Below are 18,527 nucleotides of genomic sequence, written 5' to 3' on the forward strand. Positions count from 1 at the left end.
TTGTGGCCCGGAACGACCCTCGCCCATTGCGCTGTCCTAGCCGGGCCCACGGCTCAGGGCTAGGCCCCTTGCCGCCGCTCAGGCGCCCGCGGCGTAGTCGCCTATGTAGGCGGTCTGGCCACGCCCCATGATCACGTCGCAGTAGTTTCCATCCGGCATCCGGTGTGGATCCACGCTCAGCTCCGACACGAGGTCCTCGTCGAGGTCCACCCCCAGTCCCGGTCGCTCGCCCAAGACCAGCTGTCCGTCCTCCAGTCGCAACGGACCTCCGAGTTCCTCGATGAATCGGTTGCCGGTCTGGTCGACCTCGCAGGTCACCCCGTTCGGGCTTGCCGCCACCACGTGCGCGTTGGCGGTCACCGCGACGATGTCGCACCATGTGTGCGGCGCAAGGCCGATCCCGTGCGCCGCCGCCAGCTGTCCGATCCGCATGACCTCGCTGACCCCCCCCGCGCGGCTGGCGTCGGCCTGGACGATGTCGACGGCGCCGGCTCGGATCAGCTCGCGGAATCCGTGGAAGGCGAACTCATTCTCCCCCGTGGCCAGCGGCACGCCCAGCGGCGCGAGGCGGGCGCGCAGGTCGACGAAGGCGTCCAGTTCGTCGGCGCCGAACGGCTCCTCGAACCAGAACGCCCGAACCTCGCCCAGCACCGGAGCCAGCGCCGCGGCGGTCTCGGGCGTGAAGCGGCCGGTCCCGTCGACCATGAGGTCGTGCTCGTCCCCGATGGCGGCGCGGGCGGCGCGCATGGCGGCCACATCGTAGGCATAGTTCCAGCCGACGCGCATCTTCACTCGCCGGAACCCGCGCGCGATGCTGCGCGCCGCACCCGCGGCCACCGCCTCAGGGCTCGAGTAGAGGTTGCCCGAGGCGTAGGCCGGCGCACGATCGCGCGTTCCACCCAGCAGCCGCCACAGCGGCTGGCCCTCACGTTTGCCCTTCAGGTCCCACAGGGCCGTATCGATGCCGCTGATCGCCGCCAGCGCCGCGCCCTTACGGCCGTACCACCGGCTGACGATGTGCAGCCGCTCCAGGATCGCCGGAATGGGGTCCGCGCGGACGCCAATCAGCATCGGCCCCATATGATCTATACAGGCCTGCACGACGCCGGGATGCGCGTAGGCCGATCCGACGCCCTCAAGTCCGTCGTCGGTCCGGATACGGACCAGCGTGCAGAAGCGCGCGTGCACCGGGCCGGCCGGGGTCTGGAACGTCGTCGCCGGGTCGCAGGGGAACCGCAGGTGAACGCATGTCACCTCACGGATGCGGGTCATGGCTTGGCCTCGTCGGCGGCGGCTGCGAAGAATGGGAAGTGCCAGGGTCCATCGGCCATGACCTGGTTGACCGTGCCGGCCAGCACGAGCTTCCGCTGTGGATCGCACCACATCCGTGCGCCCCAGGCGCCGGAATGGCCCCATAGCTCTCCGCCGGGATACGCCACGCGGAACAGACCCAGGCCCACGCCCGTCCGAGGCGCCGCAAGGCCGGGAGGCGCGATCCAGGACGTCATGGCGTCGAAAGTCGAACGGTGACGGAACAATTCGCCGCCCGCGAGGCCTCGCCAGAGGCGGGTGAGGTCGCGCGCCGGCGAAACCGTACCACCACCTCCCCAGTCGAAGGACAGGCTGAACCCGCCCGACAGCAAGGGGCGCGGCCCGAACCACACCTCCGCTTCCGGACTGCGCGCGGGACCCAAAGCCTTTGGATCGTCTCGGTAGGCGACGTAGAGGCCGCTCAGTCCGAGCGGAACCGAAATCCGCCGCCGTACAAGCTCATGATACGGCGCGCGCCCCATTCGCTCCGCCAGGAGCGCCAGAAGCACAAAGGCCGTATCAGAGTAGTGGAAGCGGGCGCCCGGCGTGGAGAGACCCGCGAGACCCATCCCCCGCGCGAGGTAGAGGTTGAGCACGCCCGCGTCGGCGTCTTCGGGCCGCCTGGGATCCCACGCAATCCATCGCTTGCCCGGGTCCCGTCCTGGCCCAAGCAGGCCGCCCATCAATGACTGCGGCGCCGGGCCGCCAATCCGTTCCGCATCGTCGACGATGGCGTCCCGCATGCCGCTCGTGTGCGTGAGCAGATGGCGCAGGGTGATGTCGGGCGCGACATCACGGCCGTCGACCCGCAGCAGGCGCGCCTGGACGTCCCGGTCGAGAACGCCCAACTCCGAAAAGCGCGCGTCGATCCCGCGTCGTCCGAAGGCGCCCGCTTCCGCCATCTGGAGGATGAGGATGGCCGTGCACACCTTCGACACGCTGGCGTGGTGGAACGGGGTCTGGGCAGTCATGAGCGCGCGCGTATCCGGCCGCGCCTCGCCCGCCGCAGCCTCGAAGATCGCATCGCCGGACATGCGCTCGATCCGCACCACCGCGCTGCGCGGACTGGCCGCTCCCGCGCCCACCAGTCCCTCGGCCAGGGTCCGCAATCGCGCGGACTGCGCCGCGCCGCGCCCCCCGAGCCCCAGGGCGATAAGGCCGCCCGCCACCGCTGACCGACGGTTCACGTTCGCGAAGTCCAGATCCGCGAGGGATCCGTGGAGCCGTCGCCCCCGTGCGCCGCGCGCCGCGCGCCGAGGCCCAGGTCTGGCCCCAGGGCCAACAGGCACAGCCCGGCGGCGATGACCCAGGCCCAGATGGCGGGGCTGACCAGATCACTTCTGATCATCGGCTGCGTCGTCTCGAAAGCCGAGTAGAGCAGGTTGAATAGCCCGTGCAGCACAATGGCGGGCAGCACACTGCCGCCACTGAGGTTCACGAAGCTGGTGAACACGATCGTGCCGGCGCAGCATCCAGCGATGAACACCGCCTGGCTGGTCGCGAGGGCCGTCAGGTCCTGCCCGCCCTGGAGCAGGCTCGGAATCTCGCGAGGGAAGTGCCACAGCGCCCAGATGAGCCCAAGGAACAGCGCCGCCGCGAGGGGCGACCTCAGCCGATCCATCAGAAGCGGCAGGGCGTAGCCGCGCCAGCCCAGCTCCTCCAGCAGCCCGCCCTGGTTCAGGAGCAGCGCTGTGGCGAAGGTCACCACGACGAAGCGGGCGTCGAAGAAGCCCATCTTCTCGATGAAGTTTTCCCGCCCTGCCACGTCGCCCTGCAGGTGCAGGACTAGCAGCGAGATCGCGCACGCGGCGATCACGAATGCCCCGAGCGTGAGATAGAGGGCGGTGGCCCTCCGCCACCCGATATCGCCCCGCACCGGCCGGTAGGCCCCCAGCAGCGCTCGGAGGCCCTCCCCTCGCCACCCGAGCCAGACGATCACCAGCGCGGCCACCGTCGGCGCAAACGGGAAGAAGAGGAATGGAGCGGCCCGAGGGACAGCCCAGTAAGACATCAGCGACACGATCACGCTGTCCCCGTGATGGGTCAGCAGCGGGTATTCGGCCTGGATCGCGGCCTTCGTGGCGTAGAAGTGCGCCACCTGGCTTCCACCGGGCCAGGATGGATCGTGGAGCACCAGCTCCATGACGATCATGTAGGTGAAGAGGATGACGGGAAAGGCGATCGCCAGTCCGTAGAAGCTCAGCAGCGGCCGCCGCCGCACGAATGCTCCCAGTCCCTTACCCATGGCGCGCGCCCCCGCAAGACCTGCGAGAGATCATATGACCGACGGGTCATGTTTATCAAGGGAGCCTCAACGTGCGCGCTGAGAGAGCAGAATTCTCAACGGGCTGTCCGCCGGCAGGCTGTCCGCCGGCGGGTCGCGCCCCGTCAGGGCGCGATAGTTCAGCAGGGCGTGCAGATCGATCAGCAGATCGGGGTCTTTCGGCTCGTCCAATCCGGGGCCGAGCTGAACGCCGAAGCGCTCGAACAGACTCTGGTCCAGCATGCCGCCGGCCGCCCGCAACGCCCAGCGGCGAACCTCCAGCGCCTCCGGCGGGTCCCGCTCGGCCCGTGGCGCCATAGCGCGGTCGACCAGCCTCCCATTCCGCAGATGCCAGAGCTCGCGCATCGCGGCGTCCTCTGCGCCCATCTGGACGATGCACCTCAGGATACCGACGTTGGCGGCGAACATGCCCTCGTACCAGGCGATCCAGCGCCGGGAGCTCGCGAAGCCGCCGGGGCCATCCGGGAAGGCGGGATAGGTCTCGAGCTCGAACGCCACATACGCCTCGCCCAGCGCGCGCAGGAACAACTCCTTGCTCGAAAAGTAGATGTAGAAGGTGCCTTTCGCCACGCCGGCCCGCTGGCAGATCGCCTCGACCAGAAGATCCCGATAGGACGTCGCCTCCAGCAACTCGCAGCCGGCCGCCATGAGCCTCAGCCGTGACTTCTCACCGCTGCGCGAGCGCTGGATGGCCCCGGCGCGGGCGTGAAGTGTGGCGGCCAACCTTGGCGCGCCCTCGGAGGGCGGGCCCTCGCCCGTCGGCGTCGCGTGGTCCTGATCGGTCAGCGCCCGACCTTCTCCAGCAACCTCGACTTCACCGAGGGGCTGACAAACTTGCCGACCTCGCCGCCGAGGGTCGCGATTTCCTTCACCAGCTTGGAGGCAATGGCCTGGTGGCGGGGGTCGGCCATGAAGAACACGGTCTCGATCTCGCGGTCGAGCTGCTGGTTCATGGCGGTCATCTGGAACTCGAACTCAAAGTCGGCCACCGCCCGCAGGCCACGCACGATGACGCTGGCCCCGACCTCGCGGGCGAAGTGCATGGTCAGGCCCTCGAAAGGCTGGACCACGATCTCGCACTGATTCCGAAGCGGATTTACCGCCTCCTCGACGATGGCGACGCGTTCCTCGAGTGAGAACAGCGGCCCCTTGCCGGCATTGATCGCTACGCCGATCACCAGCTTGTCCACCAACTTGGCGGCGCGGCCCAAGATATCGGTATGGCCATTGTGGATGGGGTCGAACGTGCCCGGATAAAGGCCGACGCGGGTCATGCGGCAGAGGTCCCCCAACACACCTGTTTGCCCTTTCGCCCGCCGCCGACGCATCTGGCAAGCGAAAATCGCCGTCCCGCTAGGTGACCCTCGATCAGTTGGCGTGCGAAGGCGCTGGCCGACAACGAAAGGGACCCGCCTGCGTCGCCGCCGCGGGTCCCTATTGTTTGCGCGCTGACGAACGCGCGGGAAAGTGGAGTGGACCTAACCCTCCCCGCCCTCCGGCGGCGCCTCGGGGACGTCAGGCGCTTCGTCGCCGGTATCCCCGGCCGCCTCGACATCGTCTTCACCGGCGTCGGCCAAGCGTTCGACCGAGACCACGTGCTCGTCGGCGCTGGTTCGGAAGATGATCACGCCCGAGGTGTTGCGTCCCACCATCCGGACCTGGCTCACCGGCGTGCGGATGAGCTGCCCCTGGTCGGTGACGAGCAGAATCTGGTCGCTGTCCTCCACAGGGAACGAAGCCGCCAGCCGCCCCCCGCGCTTGGTCAGATCCTGCGCCAACAGGCCCTGGCCACCGCGGCCGGTGCGACGGAACTCATAGGCCGACGTACGCTTGCCGTAGCCTTCGGTGGAGACTGTCAGGATGATCTCCTCGGCGGCGCCCAGTTGCGCGAAGCGCTCGACCGACAGGGCGGCCTCGTCGGCGACATCTTCCTCGTCGTCCGGCGCCGCGACGTCTTCCACCTCATCGCCCTCACCGGTGGCGCGGCGATTGGCGTTCGACTGCTTCACATAGGCCGCGCGCTCGGCCGGAGTCGCCGGGACGGCGCGCAGGATGGCCATGGAGATGACGCTGTCGCCCTCGGCGAGGCGGATGCCCCGCACGCCCGTCGAGTCGCGGCCCGCGAACACGCGCACCTCCTCGGTGGCGAAGCGGATGCAGCGGCCCAGCGCGGTGGTCAACAGAATGTCGTTCTGCTCGGCGTTGCAGACGCCGACGCCGATGATCGCGTCGCCCTCGTCCAGCTTCATGGCGATCTTGCCGTTGCGCTTGATGCCGATGAAGTCGCTGAGCTTGTTGCGGCGCACGTTCCCTGAACGGGTGGCGAACATCACGTCGAACTGGTCCCAGGTCGCCTCGTCCTCGGGCAGCGGCAGGATCGAGGTGATGCTCTCGCCGGGCTCGATCGGCAGCAGGTTCACCCACGCCTTGCCGCGACTGGTGGGCGTGCCCACGGGAAGACGCCACACCTTGAGCTGGAACGCCTTGCCGCCGCTGGAGAAGAACAGCATCGGCGTGTGCGTGTTGGCCGAGAACACGCGCGTCACGGCGTCCTCGTCCTTTGTCGCCATGCCCGAGCGGCCCTTCCCGCCCCGGTGCTGGGTGCGGTAGATCGCCAGCGGCGTGCGCTTCACGTAGCCGCCGTGGGTCACGGTGATGACCATGTCCTCGCGGGCGATAAGGTCTTCGTCCTCGACGTCGGCGTCGCCCTCGATGATCTCGGTGCGCCGCGGGACGGCGAACTGGTCCTTCACCTCGACCAGTTCCTCGCGGACGATGGCCATGAGGCGCTCGCGCGACGCCAGGATCTCAAGGTGACCCTGGATGGTGCCGGCGAGTTCATTGGCCTCGCCGAAGATCTCGTCGCGGCCCAGGCCGGTCAGGCGCGACAGGGTCAGCGCCAGGATCGCGCGCGCCTGTTCGTCAGTGAGCCGGATCAGGTTCTCGTTGATCACCAGCGTGCGCGGGTCGGCGATCAGCTCGACCAGGGGCAGCATGTCGCCCGCCGGCCAGTCCTTCGCCACCAGGCGCTCGCGCGCCTCGGTCGGGTCCTTGGACGAGCGGATGATGTGGATGAACTCGTCGATGTTGGCCACGGCGATGGCCAGGCCCACCAAGACGTGCCCGCGGTCGCGAGCCTTGTTCAACTCGAACTTGATGCGCCGGACGACCACCTCTTCGCGGAAATCCACGAAGGCCTTGATCATCTCGTGCAGGCCCATCTGCTGGGGCCGGCCGCGGTTCAGCGCCAGCATGTTGACCCCGAACGAGGACTGCAGCGGCGTGAAGCGATAGAGTTGGTTCAGCAGGACGTCGGCCGAGGCGTCGCGCTTCATCTCGATGACGATGCGCATGCCCTGGCGGTCGCTCTCGTCGCGCAGGTCGGCGACGCCTTCGATCCGCTTCTCGCGCACCAGCTCGGCGATGCGCTCGACCAGGGCGGCCTTGTTCAGCTGATAGGGGATCGAGTGAATGATGATGGCTTCGCGATCCTTGCGAAGCTCCTCGACCGTGGCCACGCCGCGCATGATCACCGAGCCGCGGCCGGTCATCAGCGCCGTGCGCGGACCGGTGCGCCCGACGATCTGGCCGCCGGTCGGGAAGTCGGGACCAGGCACGATGTCCAGCAGCTCGTCCAGGCCGATCTCGGGATTGTCGACATAGGCCAGACACGCATCGACAACCTCACCCAGGTTGTGCGGCGGGATGTTGGTGGCCATGCCGACGGCGATGCCGCCCGCGCCGTTCACCAGCAGGTTGGGGATGCGCGACGGCAGCACCACCGGCTCCTGTTCAGAGCCGTCGTAGTTGTCCTTGAAGTCGACAGTGTCCTTGTCGAGGTCCGCCAGGATCGCCATGGCGGCGCGAGTCATGCGGCTCTCGGTGTAGCGCATGGCCGCCGGCGGATCGTTGTCGACCGAGCCGAAGTTGCCCTGGCCGTCGATGAGCAGCAGGCTCATCGAGAACGGCTGGGCCAGACGCACCATGGTGTCATAGATCGCGACGTCGCCGTGCGGGTGATACTTACCCATCACGTCCCCGACGACGCGGGCCGACTTCACGTACGGCCGGTCGGGCGTGTGGTTGTTCTCGCCCATCGAGAACAGGATACGGCGGTGGACCGGCTTCAGCCCGTCACGAACATCCGGCAGCGCGCGGCTGACGATCACGCTCATGGCGTAGTCGAGATAGCTGCGGCGCAGCTCGTCCTCGATCGCGATAGGGGCGATGCCCCCGTGGCCGTGCTCGGGGGGTGTTTGAGTGTCGTCGGTCAAGGGAAGGAAAAACCGTGAGAATCGGACGGGTCAGTTAGGCTCTTCAGTTAGCACCTGCAACAACCCAAGGCCACCTTGCGCGTGCGTACGTGCGTGCGCGTGCGCGTACGCGCGGGTGTTGCGGCGTCGCGACCCTGGTGACCTTTGCGCCGCCAGTGTCTAGGTTGCGCGCCATGTCCCTGTCTCCCGGCCAGACGGCGCCGTGGTTCTCCGCGTCGACGCCGTCCAATTCCCAGTTCGTTTTCGACAGCGCCGCGGGGCGATACGTGCTGCTCGTGTTTCTGCCGGTCGAGCCCGAGGCGCAGGGACCGGCCATGCGGACGCTGGCGGCCCACCAGCGCCTGTTCGACGACGCCAAGGCCTCGGCGTTCGTCGTGATGCGCAGCGCGGGCCTCGTGGCCGGCGTACGCGACATGCGGGGCCTGCGCTGGATGCACGACCGGACCGGGGCCATCACCGACCGTTTCGGACCAGAACCCCACTGGGTGCTCCTGGATCCGATGCTGCGGGTGCTGGCGGCCGAGCCGATCGAGGCCGGCGAGGCGATGATGGCCCGCGTGGCCGCCCTGCCCCCGGTCAACGATCACGCCGGCGTCGCGCTGCACGCGCCGGTGCTGATCGCGCCCCGCATTTTCGAGCCCGAGTTGTGCCAGGCGCTGATCGAGCGCCACCAGCAGACCGGCGGCGGCTTCACCGGCGTGATGCGCGACGACGGCGACCGCACCGTCGCTGTGATGGACGATCTCAAGAAGCGCCGCGACATCTGGCTCGACGATCCCGATTTGCAGGCGGCGATCCGGGCGCGGCTGGAGCGGCGGCTGTTCCCGCTGATCAAACTCAGCTTCGAGTTCGACGCCACCCATATCGAGCGCTACCTGGTGAGTTGCTACGACGCCGCCGATCAGGCCGTGTTCCACCCACATCGCGACAACACCACTCAGGGCACCGCCCATCGCAAGTTCGCCTGTTCCCTGAACCTCAACGACGATTTCGAGGGTGGCGACCTGCGGTTCGCCGAGTTCGGGACAGCCACCTACCGGCCGCCACCGGGGGGGGCGGTGGTCTTCTCCTGCACGCTGATGCACGAGGCCCGGCCGGTTACGGCGGGCAAGCGGTATGCCTTCCTGCCCTTCCTGTTCGATGCTGCCGGCGCCGAGGTCCGGGCCGCGTATGAGGCGCGCACGGCCGCGCCGCAGGTGACACGGGCATGAGCGACCGCTGGGCCCTGCCGCCTCTGTCCGTCGGCGAATTCGCGCCGGAGTTCTTCGCCCCCACCCGCGCGAACCCCGCTTTCCACTTCAACACCGTCGCCGGCCGCTATGTGCTGCTCGGGCTGATGCCCCGCGACACGGCAGCGGAGGCCGAGGCCGCCGCCGCGCTGGACCAGATCCGCGCGCAGCTGAACGACCGCCACGTCTGCGGCATGATGATCTCGCCACAAGGCGACTTCGCCGACGTGCCGCCGGATGTGGTACCCGGGGTGCGCTGGTTCCTGGACCCCGACCGCAAGGTCGCCGCCCTGTTCGGCTCCGAACCCGGCTGGTGGCTCCTCGACCCGACGCTGCGGGTGATGGCCAGCCTGCCGCTCAAAGAGACCCAGGCCATGCTTCGGCATGTCGCGTCGCTGCCGCCCGTGTCGATGCACGCGGGCGCCCCCCTGATCGCGCCGGTGCTGGTCGTTCCAAGGGTGTTCGAACCCGAGTTCTGCCGGAAGCTCATCGCCTACTATGACGCCCAAGGCGGACAGCGGTCAGGCGTGATGCGCGACATCGGCGGGCGCACCGTGGGCGTGCTGGACGGCATGAAGAGCCGGCGGGACGTGAACGTGACCGATCCTGAGTTGAAGAACGCAATCCTGACCGGCCTGGACCGCAACCTCGGGGGGATGATCCGTCGTGCGTTCCACTTCAACCCGACGCGGCTCGAGCGCTATCTGATCGCCTGCTACGACGCTGGCGAAGGAGGCTTCTTCCGGCCCCACCGCGACAACCTTTCGATGGCGACCGCCCATCGCAAGTTCGCCGTGTCGATCAACCTGAACGCCGAGGAATTCGAGGGGGGCGACCTGCGTTTCCCCGAGTTTGGGCCGCGCACCTATCGTCCCCCCACCGGGGGCGCGGTGGTGTTCTGCTGCAGCCTGCTGCACGAGGCGACCCCGGTCACCCGAGGTCGGCGCTATGCGGTGCTGCCGTTCCTCTACGACGCCGCTGGCGAGGTGATCCGCCAGCGGAACATCGACAAGCTGGACACCGGACCGGCCCTGCGCCTGGACACCCGGTAAGCCACCGTTCATCCGACTCTCGCCACCCTCGCGCCGGAATCCAAAGCCAGAGTCCGACGCGATGCCCCGCCCCACCGTCTCCCTTATCCTGGCCGCCGCGCTCAGCGCCGGCGCCGCCCAGGCCGCTCAGCCGCCGATCCAGCCGGGCTACTGGGAGTCGACCAACAAGCTCCTGTCGCCGATCAAGCAGAGCAAAACCGAGCGACGCTGCATCACCCCGGCTGACGTCGACAAGTTCGTATCGGGTCCGTCCAACCGGCACTATGCCTGCACCTATCCGACCAAGGTGTTCGCCGGCGGCAAGATCGCCCTGAAGGGGACCTGCGTCTCCAAGAAGGGGCACAGGGTGGCCGTAAAGGGCGCAGGCGCCTACACCCCCACCAGCTTCACCCTGACCGCCGAGATCGCCACCGAATTCCTGGGCCTCGACATCACCGGCAAGGCCTCGACCGACGCCCATCGGATCGGCGACGTCTGTCCGCCTCCCGAGACCAAGGGCGAGAACTGACGAGGGCGTCAGCGGTCCAGACTGGGAATTTCGGATCCGTCGTCCGTCGGGCGGCGCGACGCACCGGACGGCTTGACTTGCAGCCACCGAGCCGCTCCCTCTCCCGCTCGTGACCGACAAGACCATCACCTATGCGGGCTACCTGGGCCTCGATCGGCTGCTCAGCGCCCAACACCCCGCCAGCGATCGCCACGACGAGTTGCTGTTCATCGTCATCCATCAGACGAAGGAGCTGTGGCTCAAGGAGATCATCCACGAGGTGAAGCTGGCCAAGCGGCTGATCCGCGAGGGCGACGTGGAGCCCGCGTACAAGGCGCTCGCCCGGGTCTCACGGATCCAGACGATCATGACCCTGTCGTGGGACGTGCTGGCCACCATGACGCCGGCCGACTACCTCACCTTCCGAGGCGGCCTTGGGACGAGTTCCGGATTCCAGTCCTGGCAGTTCCGGACCGTGGAGTACCTGCTGGGGCTTAAGGACGCCTCGTTCCTCGCCTTCCAGGAAGAGGGTAGCGACGCGCTCGCCGAGCTGAAGACGGCGCTGTCAGCGCCCAGCCTCTACGACGACGCCCTGGCGCGCATGGCGACGCATGGCCTGAGCCTGCCGCCTAAGGTGCTCGACCGCGACGTTTCGCAACCCTACGAGGCCTCTGCCGAGGTGGAGGACGCCTGGCTCGCCGTCTACCGCGACACAGCCCGCTACTGGGAGCTCTACCAGCTGGCCGAGAAACTGGTGGATCTGGACGACGCCCTCCTGACCTGGCGGCACAAGCATGTGCTGACCGTCGAGCGGATCATCGGCGGCAAGCGCGGCACGGGCGGCACCGACGGCGCGAGCTACCTGCAGAGCACGCTCAAGCGCCGTTGCTTCCCCGAGCTCTGGTCGTTGCGGACACGGTTATAGCGCGGCCTCATTCATCGCTCCTGCCGAGGCAGGGGTTGCGCCGTCCATTCCCCTTTTGGGAGATTTCAGAGCACGACTTTCCCCTCTAGCGGGAATATCGAGTATCTGGAACCAGCTCGGCCGCACAAAGTTGACGCCCCACGGCAAAGCGCAGGGCGCAGGCGACTTCGCTCGCCTCGTCAGCCGCGAGCGGCTCTAGAACGGGATTTCGTCGTCCAGGTTGGCCGAGAAATCTTCGCTGGGGCGCGAGGCGCCGCCGCCCTGGCGTGAACCCGACGAAAAGCCGCCACCACCGCCGCCGGAATACCCACCGTCATAGCCGCCCTCGCCCTGGGCAGCGCCGTCGCCGCGGCCGCCTAGCATGGTGAGCTCGCCGCGGAACTTCTGCAGCACGATCTCGGTGGAGTACTTCTCCTGGCCGGACTGGTCGGTCCACTTGCGGGTCTGAATCGACCCCTCGATGTAAACCGTCGAGCCCTTCTTCAGGTAGTTCTCGCAGACCTTCACGATGTTCTCGTTGAACACCACCACGCGGTGCCACTCGGTCTTTTCCTTGCGCTCGCCGGTGTTGCGGTCGCGCCAGGATTCGGAGGTGGCGATGCGCAGGTTGGCGACGCGGTCGCCCGACCCCAGTGACCGGATTTCAGGATCGGCCCCGAGGTTGCCGATGAGAATGACTTTGTTGACGCTGCCCGCCATCGATCTGTTCCTTGGTTTCCGTAGGAAGCGGGCCTCATGCCCATCGCGACGCTAGCGCGCCGGCGACGCATTGCCAAGGAATTTGTTCCCGATTCGTTCTCAATCCACAGCAGAATTGCCGCGCCTACTGAGGCATGGCTCCTGGGATGGCCAGACGCCCGTCGCCGGTTCGCACCAGGGCGACATAGCGCGGGCCTTCCAGCGAGGTGGCGGTCAGCACCCCCTCCTTCTGCAAAAACAGGAAGTTGGCCTGGTAGGCGCCGTAGATCTCCTGGCGCGTCCCCCCCAGGGTCAGGAACTTGATGCGCATGGCCTCGAGATTCGCCGCGCATTTCTCGAGGCTGTCGGTCTCGACGAGCTTATTGAACTTAAGCGACTGATCTTTCTGCGGAACCACGTGGTAGCAAATCCGGGGGTCGCCGGGTGGCGTGGTCTTCTTGGCGCAGGCGCTGACCCCGAGGGCGGCGGCGCAGAGGGCCAGGGCGACGAGCGTGGATCTTACAGCCATGATACGAGCCTAGCAGGCCTACCCCACGGGCGGAATGGCGCAGTCGGCGGATTGCGTGATCAGCGTGCGGAACGTCCGGTTGTCGTCCGAAACCTCGACCCGACCGGCCACCAGGCGCAGCGTCTGGGCGCCGAAGCGGCCGTAGCTGGCGCCGACGCCCTTTTCGCACCGGCCCGCGAACAGGGTTTGCACACAGGCATTCAGATCGCCGTCCGACGCCACCTTGCGCCAACGCCCGCCCCCGTGGCGCCAGCAGATGTTGGCGGGGGGCGGCGCGGGTTCGTCGGCGTCCTCGGGCGGCAGGGCGGACTCGACCTCCACCGGGGGATCGGCCTCGACAGGGGGCAGCGGCGTCAGCACCTGGCCGGCCTGCTCGGCCGCCGCCAGGGCCCCGGTCTCGTCCAGACCCACGTCCAGGGCGTCGGTGGCGACGCCGTTGCGCTGCGCGCAGGCGGTCAGGCTGAGTTCGCCCACGAACTGGCCCTGTACGAAACAGCGGAGCAGCTTACCCGGTTGGGACGTCCCGTCGTCGGGCCCCATCGCGTCGATCACCAGCCCGCCTTCCGACGCCGGCGGCGCGCGCTCGGGACTCCCGCCGTCACCCATCAGCATCCAGGCGGCGCCCAGTCCGGCGACGAGCGCAGCCAGTCCGCCAATCACGACGACCGGGATGCCGCGCTTCCGCGTCGTCTGAGGGGATTCGGGCGGCGTCTCCATCTGTCCTGGCTAGACCCCGCGCCCGGCGCTTTCAAGGCGCCGCGCTGGTGGGCTAGCCGCCGAGGCGCGAGAGAGCGGCCTGATAGTTGGCGATCTGGTTGTTCAGGTAGGCCGGCACGGGTCCCGAGGCGGCCTTGGCGGCGATGGCGGACTGCGGCTGGGACGCCGCCACGAGGTCCTTGTAGACCTGACGCACCACACCCATCGCCTTGCCGACCACGGCCAGCGCGTGATTTCGATCCATGTCCCCGGTGAGGTTCAGCCCGTCCTCAAGACCCAGGCCGTAAAGCATGGCCTTGCCGTCGGCCGGGAGGGTCTTGCCGTCGACGATTCTGGTTTTGCGGACCACGCCCTCGGGAATGCCGAGCATCGCCAGGGCGTCGCGGTCGGCCTTGCCGGCTCCGAACTCGATGATATTGCGGTCGGTGGTGGGCTCCACCCGCAGGCTGCGCATGCCCTCGGACGTCGAGATCGTGACCTTGGCCTGGAAACCCGACGCTCGGCGGATCTTGACGGCCAGGGTGTCCAGCGTCTCGGCCGCATCGATGGTGATGGTCTGGGTCCGGCTGCCGACCTTCAACGTGAACGTGTCGCCGGTCCGCAGGCTGGACTGGGCCGTAAGGCGAGGCGAGTCGGTCAGGTCCATCTCGCCCTTCGGCAGGCCGATCCGGTCGAGGACGCTCGCGCCGGAGGTGTCGACGGCGATCGAGGTCGGGGCCGCGCGGCCATCCTTGCCGGTGAAGCGTCGTGACCAGTCGATCGAGCCGCCCGCGATGTCTAGCTTGGCGAGGAAGCCGTCCTTGACGCCCAGAGCCGTCGGCGCGCCGGGGAGATCCGTGCCCGCCGCGCCGCCGATCCAGACCTGGCCGCCCGACACCGCGAGCGAGGTCGCCCGGTCGTCGCCGGCGCCGCCGTAGTACGCCACCTGGCCGCCGCCCGAGAGATTGGCGCTCATCCGCGCGGCGAAGGCGTCGCTGCCGCCGGCGTGCGCGCGCGTCACGCTGAGACCGTTGAGGCCGGGATTGCCGGTCGAGCCCGCCACGACGATGTTGCCGCCGTCCAGCGCAAGGCCCGTGATCGTCCCGCCCTGGAGGTCGCCCAGGTCGCGGGTCGCAGTGAGCACCGGTGCGCCACCCGACAGGTCGTAACGGCGCAGGACGCCGCGGCCGTCTTCCATGCTGGCCACGACGATGTTGGTCCCGTCGACGACCATGCCCGCCGGCTTGTCGGCCCCCGCGGTCCCGATTGTCGAGGTGAAGAGGCTCTGGATCTTGCCTTGGGCGTCGGCCTTGAAGGCCTGCAGATAGGTGTCCGAGCCCCCTGCCCCGGGCGCGCCGGGCATGCCCGAACTGGTTCGTCCCTGGACGTAGACCGTGCCGTCGGCGCCGAACGCGACTTCGCTGGCTTCATCGGCCGCGCGTGCGCCGCGGCGCTGGGTCCACAACTCCTGCCCGTCGGCGTCGTAGACGGTGACGAAACTGTCGGCCTGTCCTTCGAACGATCCGGTCGAGTTCAGCGGACCTTCGACCGCGCCGCCCAGATCGCCCTTCACCGAGCCCGCCACGGCGATCTTGCCGTCGGCCGACAACGCCAGACCCAGGCCGCTGGCCTCGTCGGATGCGCCGAGCGTGCGGGTGAAGATGAGCTTGCCGGCGGCGTCGTACTTCAGGAGCGCGACGTCCTGATCGCCCTTGATCTCCTGGCCGGCCGTCTTGTTGGTCACGTCGGCGAGCATGTAGACCGAGCCATCGGCGGCGATCTTGGTGTCGCGGACCGTTTTGACCTCAGGCCCCATCGTCTGGGCGAAGAGCCGGCCATCCACCCAGTTGGCCTCACCCGGCTTCTGCAGCGGCGCCGGAACCGAGGTGGTGTCGGTCTGGAATTTCAGCAACTGGCTGGCCGCCGTCGAGTCCTTGGTCGACGCCTTGCCGTCGGGATCGGGATTGCCAGTGTCCTGCGCCACATAGACGGCGCCCGCCGTGGCCGGGGCCGAGAAGTTGAGAACCTCTCCGGTCGGCACGTTGAACTTCAGCGAGAACTGGTCGGGATTGGTCCCGATGGTCACGTCCTTGCCGTTGATCTTGGTGGTCTTCGGACCGCCTGCGGTGCGCTGAGACGACACCCGGGCGTCGACGCCGGCCGCCTGCAGCTCCTGGTTCATGTAGTTGATCACGTTCACCAGCGAACGCGTCTGGCCGCCCATGTCGGCCAGGTTGATCGGCACATTAACTATCGCGCCTGAGCGCTTGACTGCAATCGTGAATTGGACATCCCCGACGAAGGCGGGAACCTCGTTTGCGCTGGACCCGCTGACGAGCGGCGGCGTCACGTACTCGGTCTTGTTGCGAGGCACCCCCAGCTTGGTCTTCGCCGATGTGCTGGCTGTTCCCTGGATAATGCGCGACTTTTCGAGGTCGAGCCCGGCCACGTAATCGTTGATCTCGGCGACGCCGCGCTCGAAGGCCTTGTTGATCTTGGCGCGGTCGGCATCGCTGATGAGCTTGGCGCCTGACTGCTCGGCCACGCCCATTAGGGTCGAGAGGCCCGAATAGAGCGCGAACATCTTGCGATAGTCCGCACTCGCGCCGGGAAGATCCAGCTTGGCGCTGTTCTCGTTGACGAACTTGCGGCCCTGCAGCGCCGACTTCACCGCAGCGCTGGCCTCGGCGGCCGAGGTGGCGCCGTTCCACGGCGCGGTAGGAGCCACCTTCTTGGTCAGGCTCGCAGACAGCGATGCGCCACCAGACGTCAGCCCGGCGCGGGATTGGTAGAATCCCAGGAGCGCACTGGTGTCGAGCGGTGTGACCATTGTCCATCCACGCGGGAATCAGACTCCCGCCAGCCAAACTAGGCCGCACAACCGTAACGGGTCGTTAAGCGACCAAGAGAAAAGGGCCCGATCGCCTGGACCGGGCCCTTGTTTCTGCGCCCTGTCGGCACGCAGTGGAGCGGCGAAATGCTCCGCAGTTCCTGGATTTAGCCGCCGCGGAAGAGCTGGAGAATGATCTGCGGCGCGGAATTCGCGATCGATAGCGCCTGGGCGCCTAACTGCTGCTGAACCTGCAAGGCCTGCAATCGTGCGCTTTCCTTGGCGAGGTCGGCGTCGACCAGGTTTCCAACCCCCGCCTCCAGCACGTCCGTGAGCTTGGAGACGAAGTCGAGGTGGGCGTCGACCTGCTTGGCCTGCGAGCCGAGGTTGCCCAGGGCCTGGTTGACGTTGGCGATCGAGGCCTCGAGCCGCGCCAGCACCGTCGTCGCCTTGGCCACCGAGGTGATCGAGGCGTTGGCGGTGAGCGTGATGTTGGCGCCGCCGAGGGCCAGGGTGCGGGTGGACAGCGTGAGGCTGGAGGTCGCGTCAGCGTTCGCCAGGAACTGGATGTTGCCGCCCAGGCCGTCGAACAGGTTGGCGCCGTCGAACTCGGCGTTGTCGACCACCTGCCGGATCTGGTTAAGCAGCGAGCGGAAGTCGGAGTTGAGCGCGGTCCGCGAGTTGGTGTCCAGCGAGGTGTCCATCGCCGCGACCACCTTCTCCTTCAACTGCACGAGCAGGTCGGAGACCGTTTCGCCGGCGGCCAGAGACACCTGTGAAATCGAGCTGGCGCGCTCGAGCGAGAGGCGTACAGCGCCCAGGGCGCCGATGTCGGCCCGCTGCCCCTGCGCAATCGCCCAGATTGCGGCGTTGTCCTTGGCGTTTCCGATCTTCAGGCCGGTGTTCACGCGGTTCTGAACATCGGCCAGTTCGTCGTTGGTCCGATTCAGATTCTGAAGCGCGGTCAGCGCGGACTTGTTCGTGTGGACGCTGATCGTCATCACGCTCTCCTAGCGGCGGCGGCAGTTCCCGGCTGCGACTCGCAACCGTGCCGTGAACAGACCGTAGAAAGACGTGGTGAGCAGATGGTTAATAGGATTAACGACAAGCGCCGCCGCCGGGCGCTCCCGGGGCGGTTGGGACAATATGTCCTACGGGTCGCGCGGGCCGCGCGCGCCCAATCGACTCAGGCTTCGGTCGAGATCACGTCCCCGGCGGCGTACTGAGCTTCATTTCTGAGCTTCAGGACTTCGGCTCTGGGCAGTTGGCTCAGAACCTCGCCGGTCAAGCGGTTGATGGTCTTGTAGACGTACGACCCGCTAGCCTTGTCCAGTTCGATGACCAGTCGCATCTCGGCCTCATCCGGCCCCTTTTTGGGGGCATCGACCTCGGCCTTCCTCTCGGCGGCCCGGGCCTCGATCCGCGCGGACGCGGGGGTCTTGGCGACGGGAACGACCGGGACGACAGGCTTGGGGTCCGGCGTGATTGCGACGATGGCGGCTTTGGGTTCCATCGCTCCTTTCGCTGTTCGGTGCAGCGCTCCTGGCTAAGGCGATCGGCGGACGGGATGACCCCGCCCGCCGACGCATTGAGATCCGCCACGGAGCCGCGAACGGCTCCGCGACGTGCAGGGCTTATCGGAAGAGGCCCAGCAGGATCGACGAGGACTGGTTGGCGATCGAGAGCGCCTGGACCCCGAGCTGCTGCTTCGTCTGCAGCGCCTGGAGTTTCGCACTTTCCTTCGCCAGGTCGGCATCCACGAGGTTGCCCACACCGGCGTCGATCGTGTCCTGGAGCTTGCCGACAAAGTTGAGGTGGCCGTTCAGAGCCTTGGCGCCAGTACCGAGCGCCGACAGCTTGCTGGACACTTCGGTGATCGCAGCGTTCACCGCGCCGATGGCCGTCGAGGCCAGGGTCTTCGTGGTGATCGTCGAAGCGGCGATCGACAGCGCCGACAGGGTCAGCGTCTGGGCCGCCACAGTGATCCGCGAGGTCGCATCGGCGTTGGCCAGCGACTGCACGGTGTTGCCGGCCTGCTTCAGCATGTTGCTGCCGTTGAATTCGGCATTGCTGACCGCCTTCGTGATCTGACCCTTCAGCGAAGCGAACTCATCGGCCAGGGCCGCACGGCTCGTCGTATCCAGGCCCGCATCCGCGGCCGCCAGAGCCTTTTCCTTCATCTGCAGCAGCAGATCCGAAACCGACTCGCCGGCCGAGATCGCGACTTCCACG

17 protein-coding genes are annotated in these 18,527 nt (G+C 67.7%); 4 read left to right on the forward strand and 13 right to left on the reverse strand.

Annotation, left to right across the window (positions count from 1 at the left end; translation table 11 throughout):
* Positions 1-78: 78 nt before the first annotated feature.
* The 6 genes from EPN98_RS00130 to gyrA form a co-directional block, all read right to left on the reverse strand.
* Positions 79-1,272, reverse strand: coding sequence for a mandelate racemase/muconate lactonizing enzyme family protein (locus EPN98_RS00130; protein WP_293358565.1), 1,194 nt, complete (start codon positions 1,270-1,272; stop codon positions 79-81).
* Positions 1,269-2,498: a serine hydrolase domain-containing protein gene (locus EPN98_RS00135; RefSeq protein ID WP_293358567.1), complete on the reverse strand. Its 1,230-nt coding sequence runs from the start codon at positions 2,496-2,498 to the stop codon at positions 1,269-1,271. Before EPN98_RS00135 ends, EPN98_RS00130 begins: the two co-directional genes overlap by 4 nt.
* On the reverse strand, positions 2,495-3,556 hold the full coding sequence (locus tag EPN98_RS00140; protein WP_293358570.1) for a CPBP family intramembrane glutamic endopeptidase: 1,062 nt from the start codon (positions 3,554-3,556) through the stop codon (positions 2,495-2,497). The genes EPN98_RS00135 and EPN98_RS00140 overlap by 4 nt, the downstream gene beginning before the upstream one ends.
* A gap of 66 nt (positions 3,557-3,622) precedes the next feature.
* Positions 3,623-4,318, reverse strand: a complete 696-nt coding sequence (locus EPN98_RS00145) for a TetR/AcrR family transcriptional regulator (RefSeq protein WP_293358572.1) — start codon at positions 4,316-4,318, stop codon at positions 3,623-3,625.
* 59 nt (positions 4,319-4,377) lie between these two features.
* Complete coding sequence (gene coaD, locus EPN98_RS00150; RefSeq protein ID WP_293358574.1) at positions 4,378-4,869, reverse strand: pantetheine-phosphate adenylyltransferase; 492 nt, start codon at positions 4,867-4,869, stop codon at positions 4,378-4,380.
* Positions 4,870-5,073: 204 nt separating this feature from the next.
* A complete protein-coding gene (gyrA, locus tag EPN98_RS00155; RefSeq protein ID WP_293358576.1) occupies positions 5,074-7,869 on the reverse strand; it encodes a DNA gyrase subunit A in 2,796 nt (931 codons plus the stop codon).
* A gap of 173 nt (positions 7,870-8,042) precedes the next feature.
* Between gyrA and EPN98_RS00160 the strand changes: the two genes are divergently transcribed.
* The 4 genes from EPN98_RS00160 (at position 8,043) to EPN98_RS00175 (ending at position 11,562) form a co-directional block, all read left to right on the forward strand.
* Positions 8,043-9,080 (forward strand): 2OG-Fe(II) oxygenase, encoded by a 1,038-nt coding sequence (locus tag EPN98_RS00160; RefSeq protein WP_293358579.1) that lies wholly within the window; start codon positions 8,043-8,045, stop codon positions 9,078-9,080.
* Positions 9,077-10,150, forward strand: a complete 1,074-nt coding sequence (locus tag EPN98_RS00165; protein ID WP_293358582.1) for a 2OG-Fe(II) oxygenase — start codon at positions 9,077-9,079, stop codon at positions 10,148-10,150. The genes EPN98_RS00160 and EPN98_RS00165 overlap by 4 nt, the downstream gene beginning before the upstream one ends.
* A 61-nt stretch (positions 10,151-10,211) precedes the next feature.
* Positions 10,212-10,658: a DUF3617 family protein gene (locus tag EPN98_RS00170; RefSeq protein WP_293358585.1), complete on the forward strand. Its 447-nt coding sequence runs from the start codon at positions 10,212-10,214 to the stop codon at positions 10,656-10,658.
* A gap of 109 nt (positions 10,659-10,767) precedes the next feature.
* Positions 10,768-11,562, forward strand: a complete 795-nt coding sequence (locus EPN98_RS00175; RefSeq protein ID WP_293358588.1) for a tryptophan 2,3-dioxygenase — start codon at positions 10,768-10,770, stop codon at positions 11,560-11,562.
* Between the two features lie 195 nt (positions 11,563-11,757).
* Here EPN98_RS00175 and ssb read toward each other — a convergent pair whose 3' ends face one another.
* The 7 genes from ssb to EPN98_RS00210 all read right to left on the reverse strand — a co-directional run.
* The gene (gene ssb, locus EPN98_RS00180; protein WP_293358591.1) at positions 11,758-12,261 is read right to left on the reverse strand and encodes a single-stranded DNA-binding protein; all 504 of its coding nucleotides are present in this window, start codon (positions 12,259-12,261) and stop codon (positions 11,758-11,760) included.
* Positions 12,262-12,385: 124 nt separating this feature from the next.
* Complete coding sequence (locus EPN98_RS00185) at positions 12,386-12,769, reverse strand: hypothetical protein (RefSeq protein ID WP_293358594.1); 384 nt, start codon at positions 12,767-12,769, stop codon at positions 12,386-12,388.
* 18 nt (positions 12,770-12,787) lie between these two features.
* Complete coding sequence (locus tag EPN98_RS00190; RefSeq protein ID WP_293358597.1) at positions 12,788-13,486, reverse strand: hypothetical protein; 699 nt, start codon at positions 13,484-13,486, stop codon at positions 12,788-12,790.
* A 52-nt stretch (positions 13,487-13,538) separates the two neighbouring features.
* Positions 13,539-16,295 (reverse strand): hypothetical protein, encoded by a 2,757-nt coding sequence (locus EPN98_RS00195; RefSeq protein WP_293358600.1) that lies wholly within the window; start codon positions 16,293-16,295, stop codon positions 13,539-13,541.
* A gap of 167 nt (positions 16,296-16,462) precedes the next feature.
* Entirely contained in the window at positions 16,463-17,296 is an 834-nt protein-coding gene (locus EPN98_RS00200) for a flagellin (protein ID WP_293358603.1), read from the reverse strand.
* Positions 17,297-17,481: 185 nt separating this feature from the next.
* A complete protein-coding gene (locus tag EPN98_RS00205; protein WP_293358606.1) occupies positions 17,482-17,808 on the reverse strand; it encodes a flagellar protein FlaG in 327 nt (108 codons plus the stop codon).
* Between the two features lie 121 nt (positions 17,809-17,929).
* The coding region (locus EPN98_RS00210) for a flagellin (RefSeq protein WP_293358609.1) at positions 17,930-18,527 on the reverse strand (598 nt) is incomplete at its 5' end.

This window comes from Phenylobacterium sp. (assembly GCF_004299445.1).
Taxonomy (GTDB): Bacteria; Pseudomonadota; Alphaproteobacteria; order Caulobacterales; family Caulobacteraceae; genus Phenylobacterium.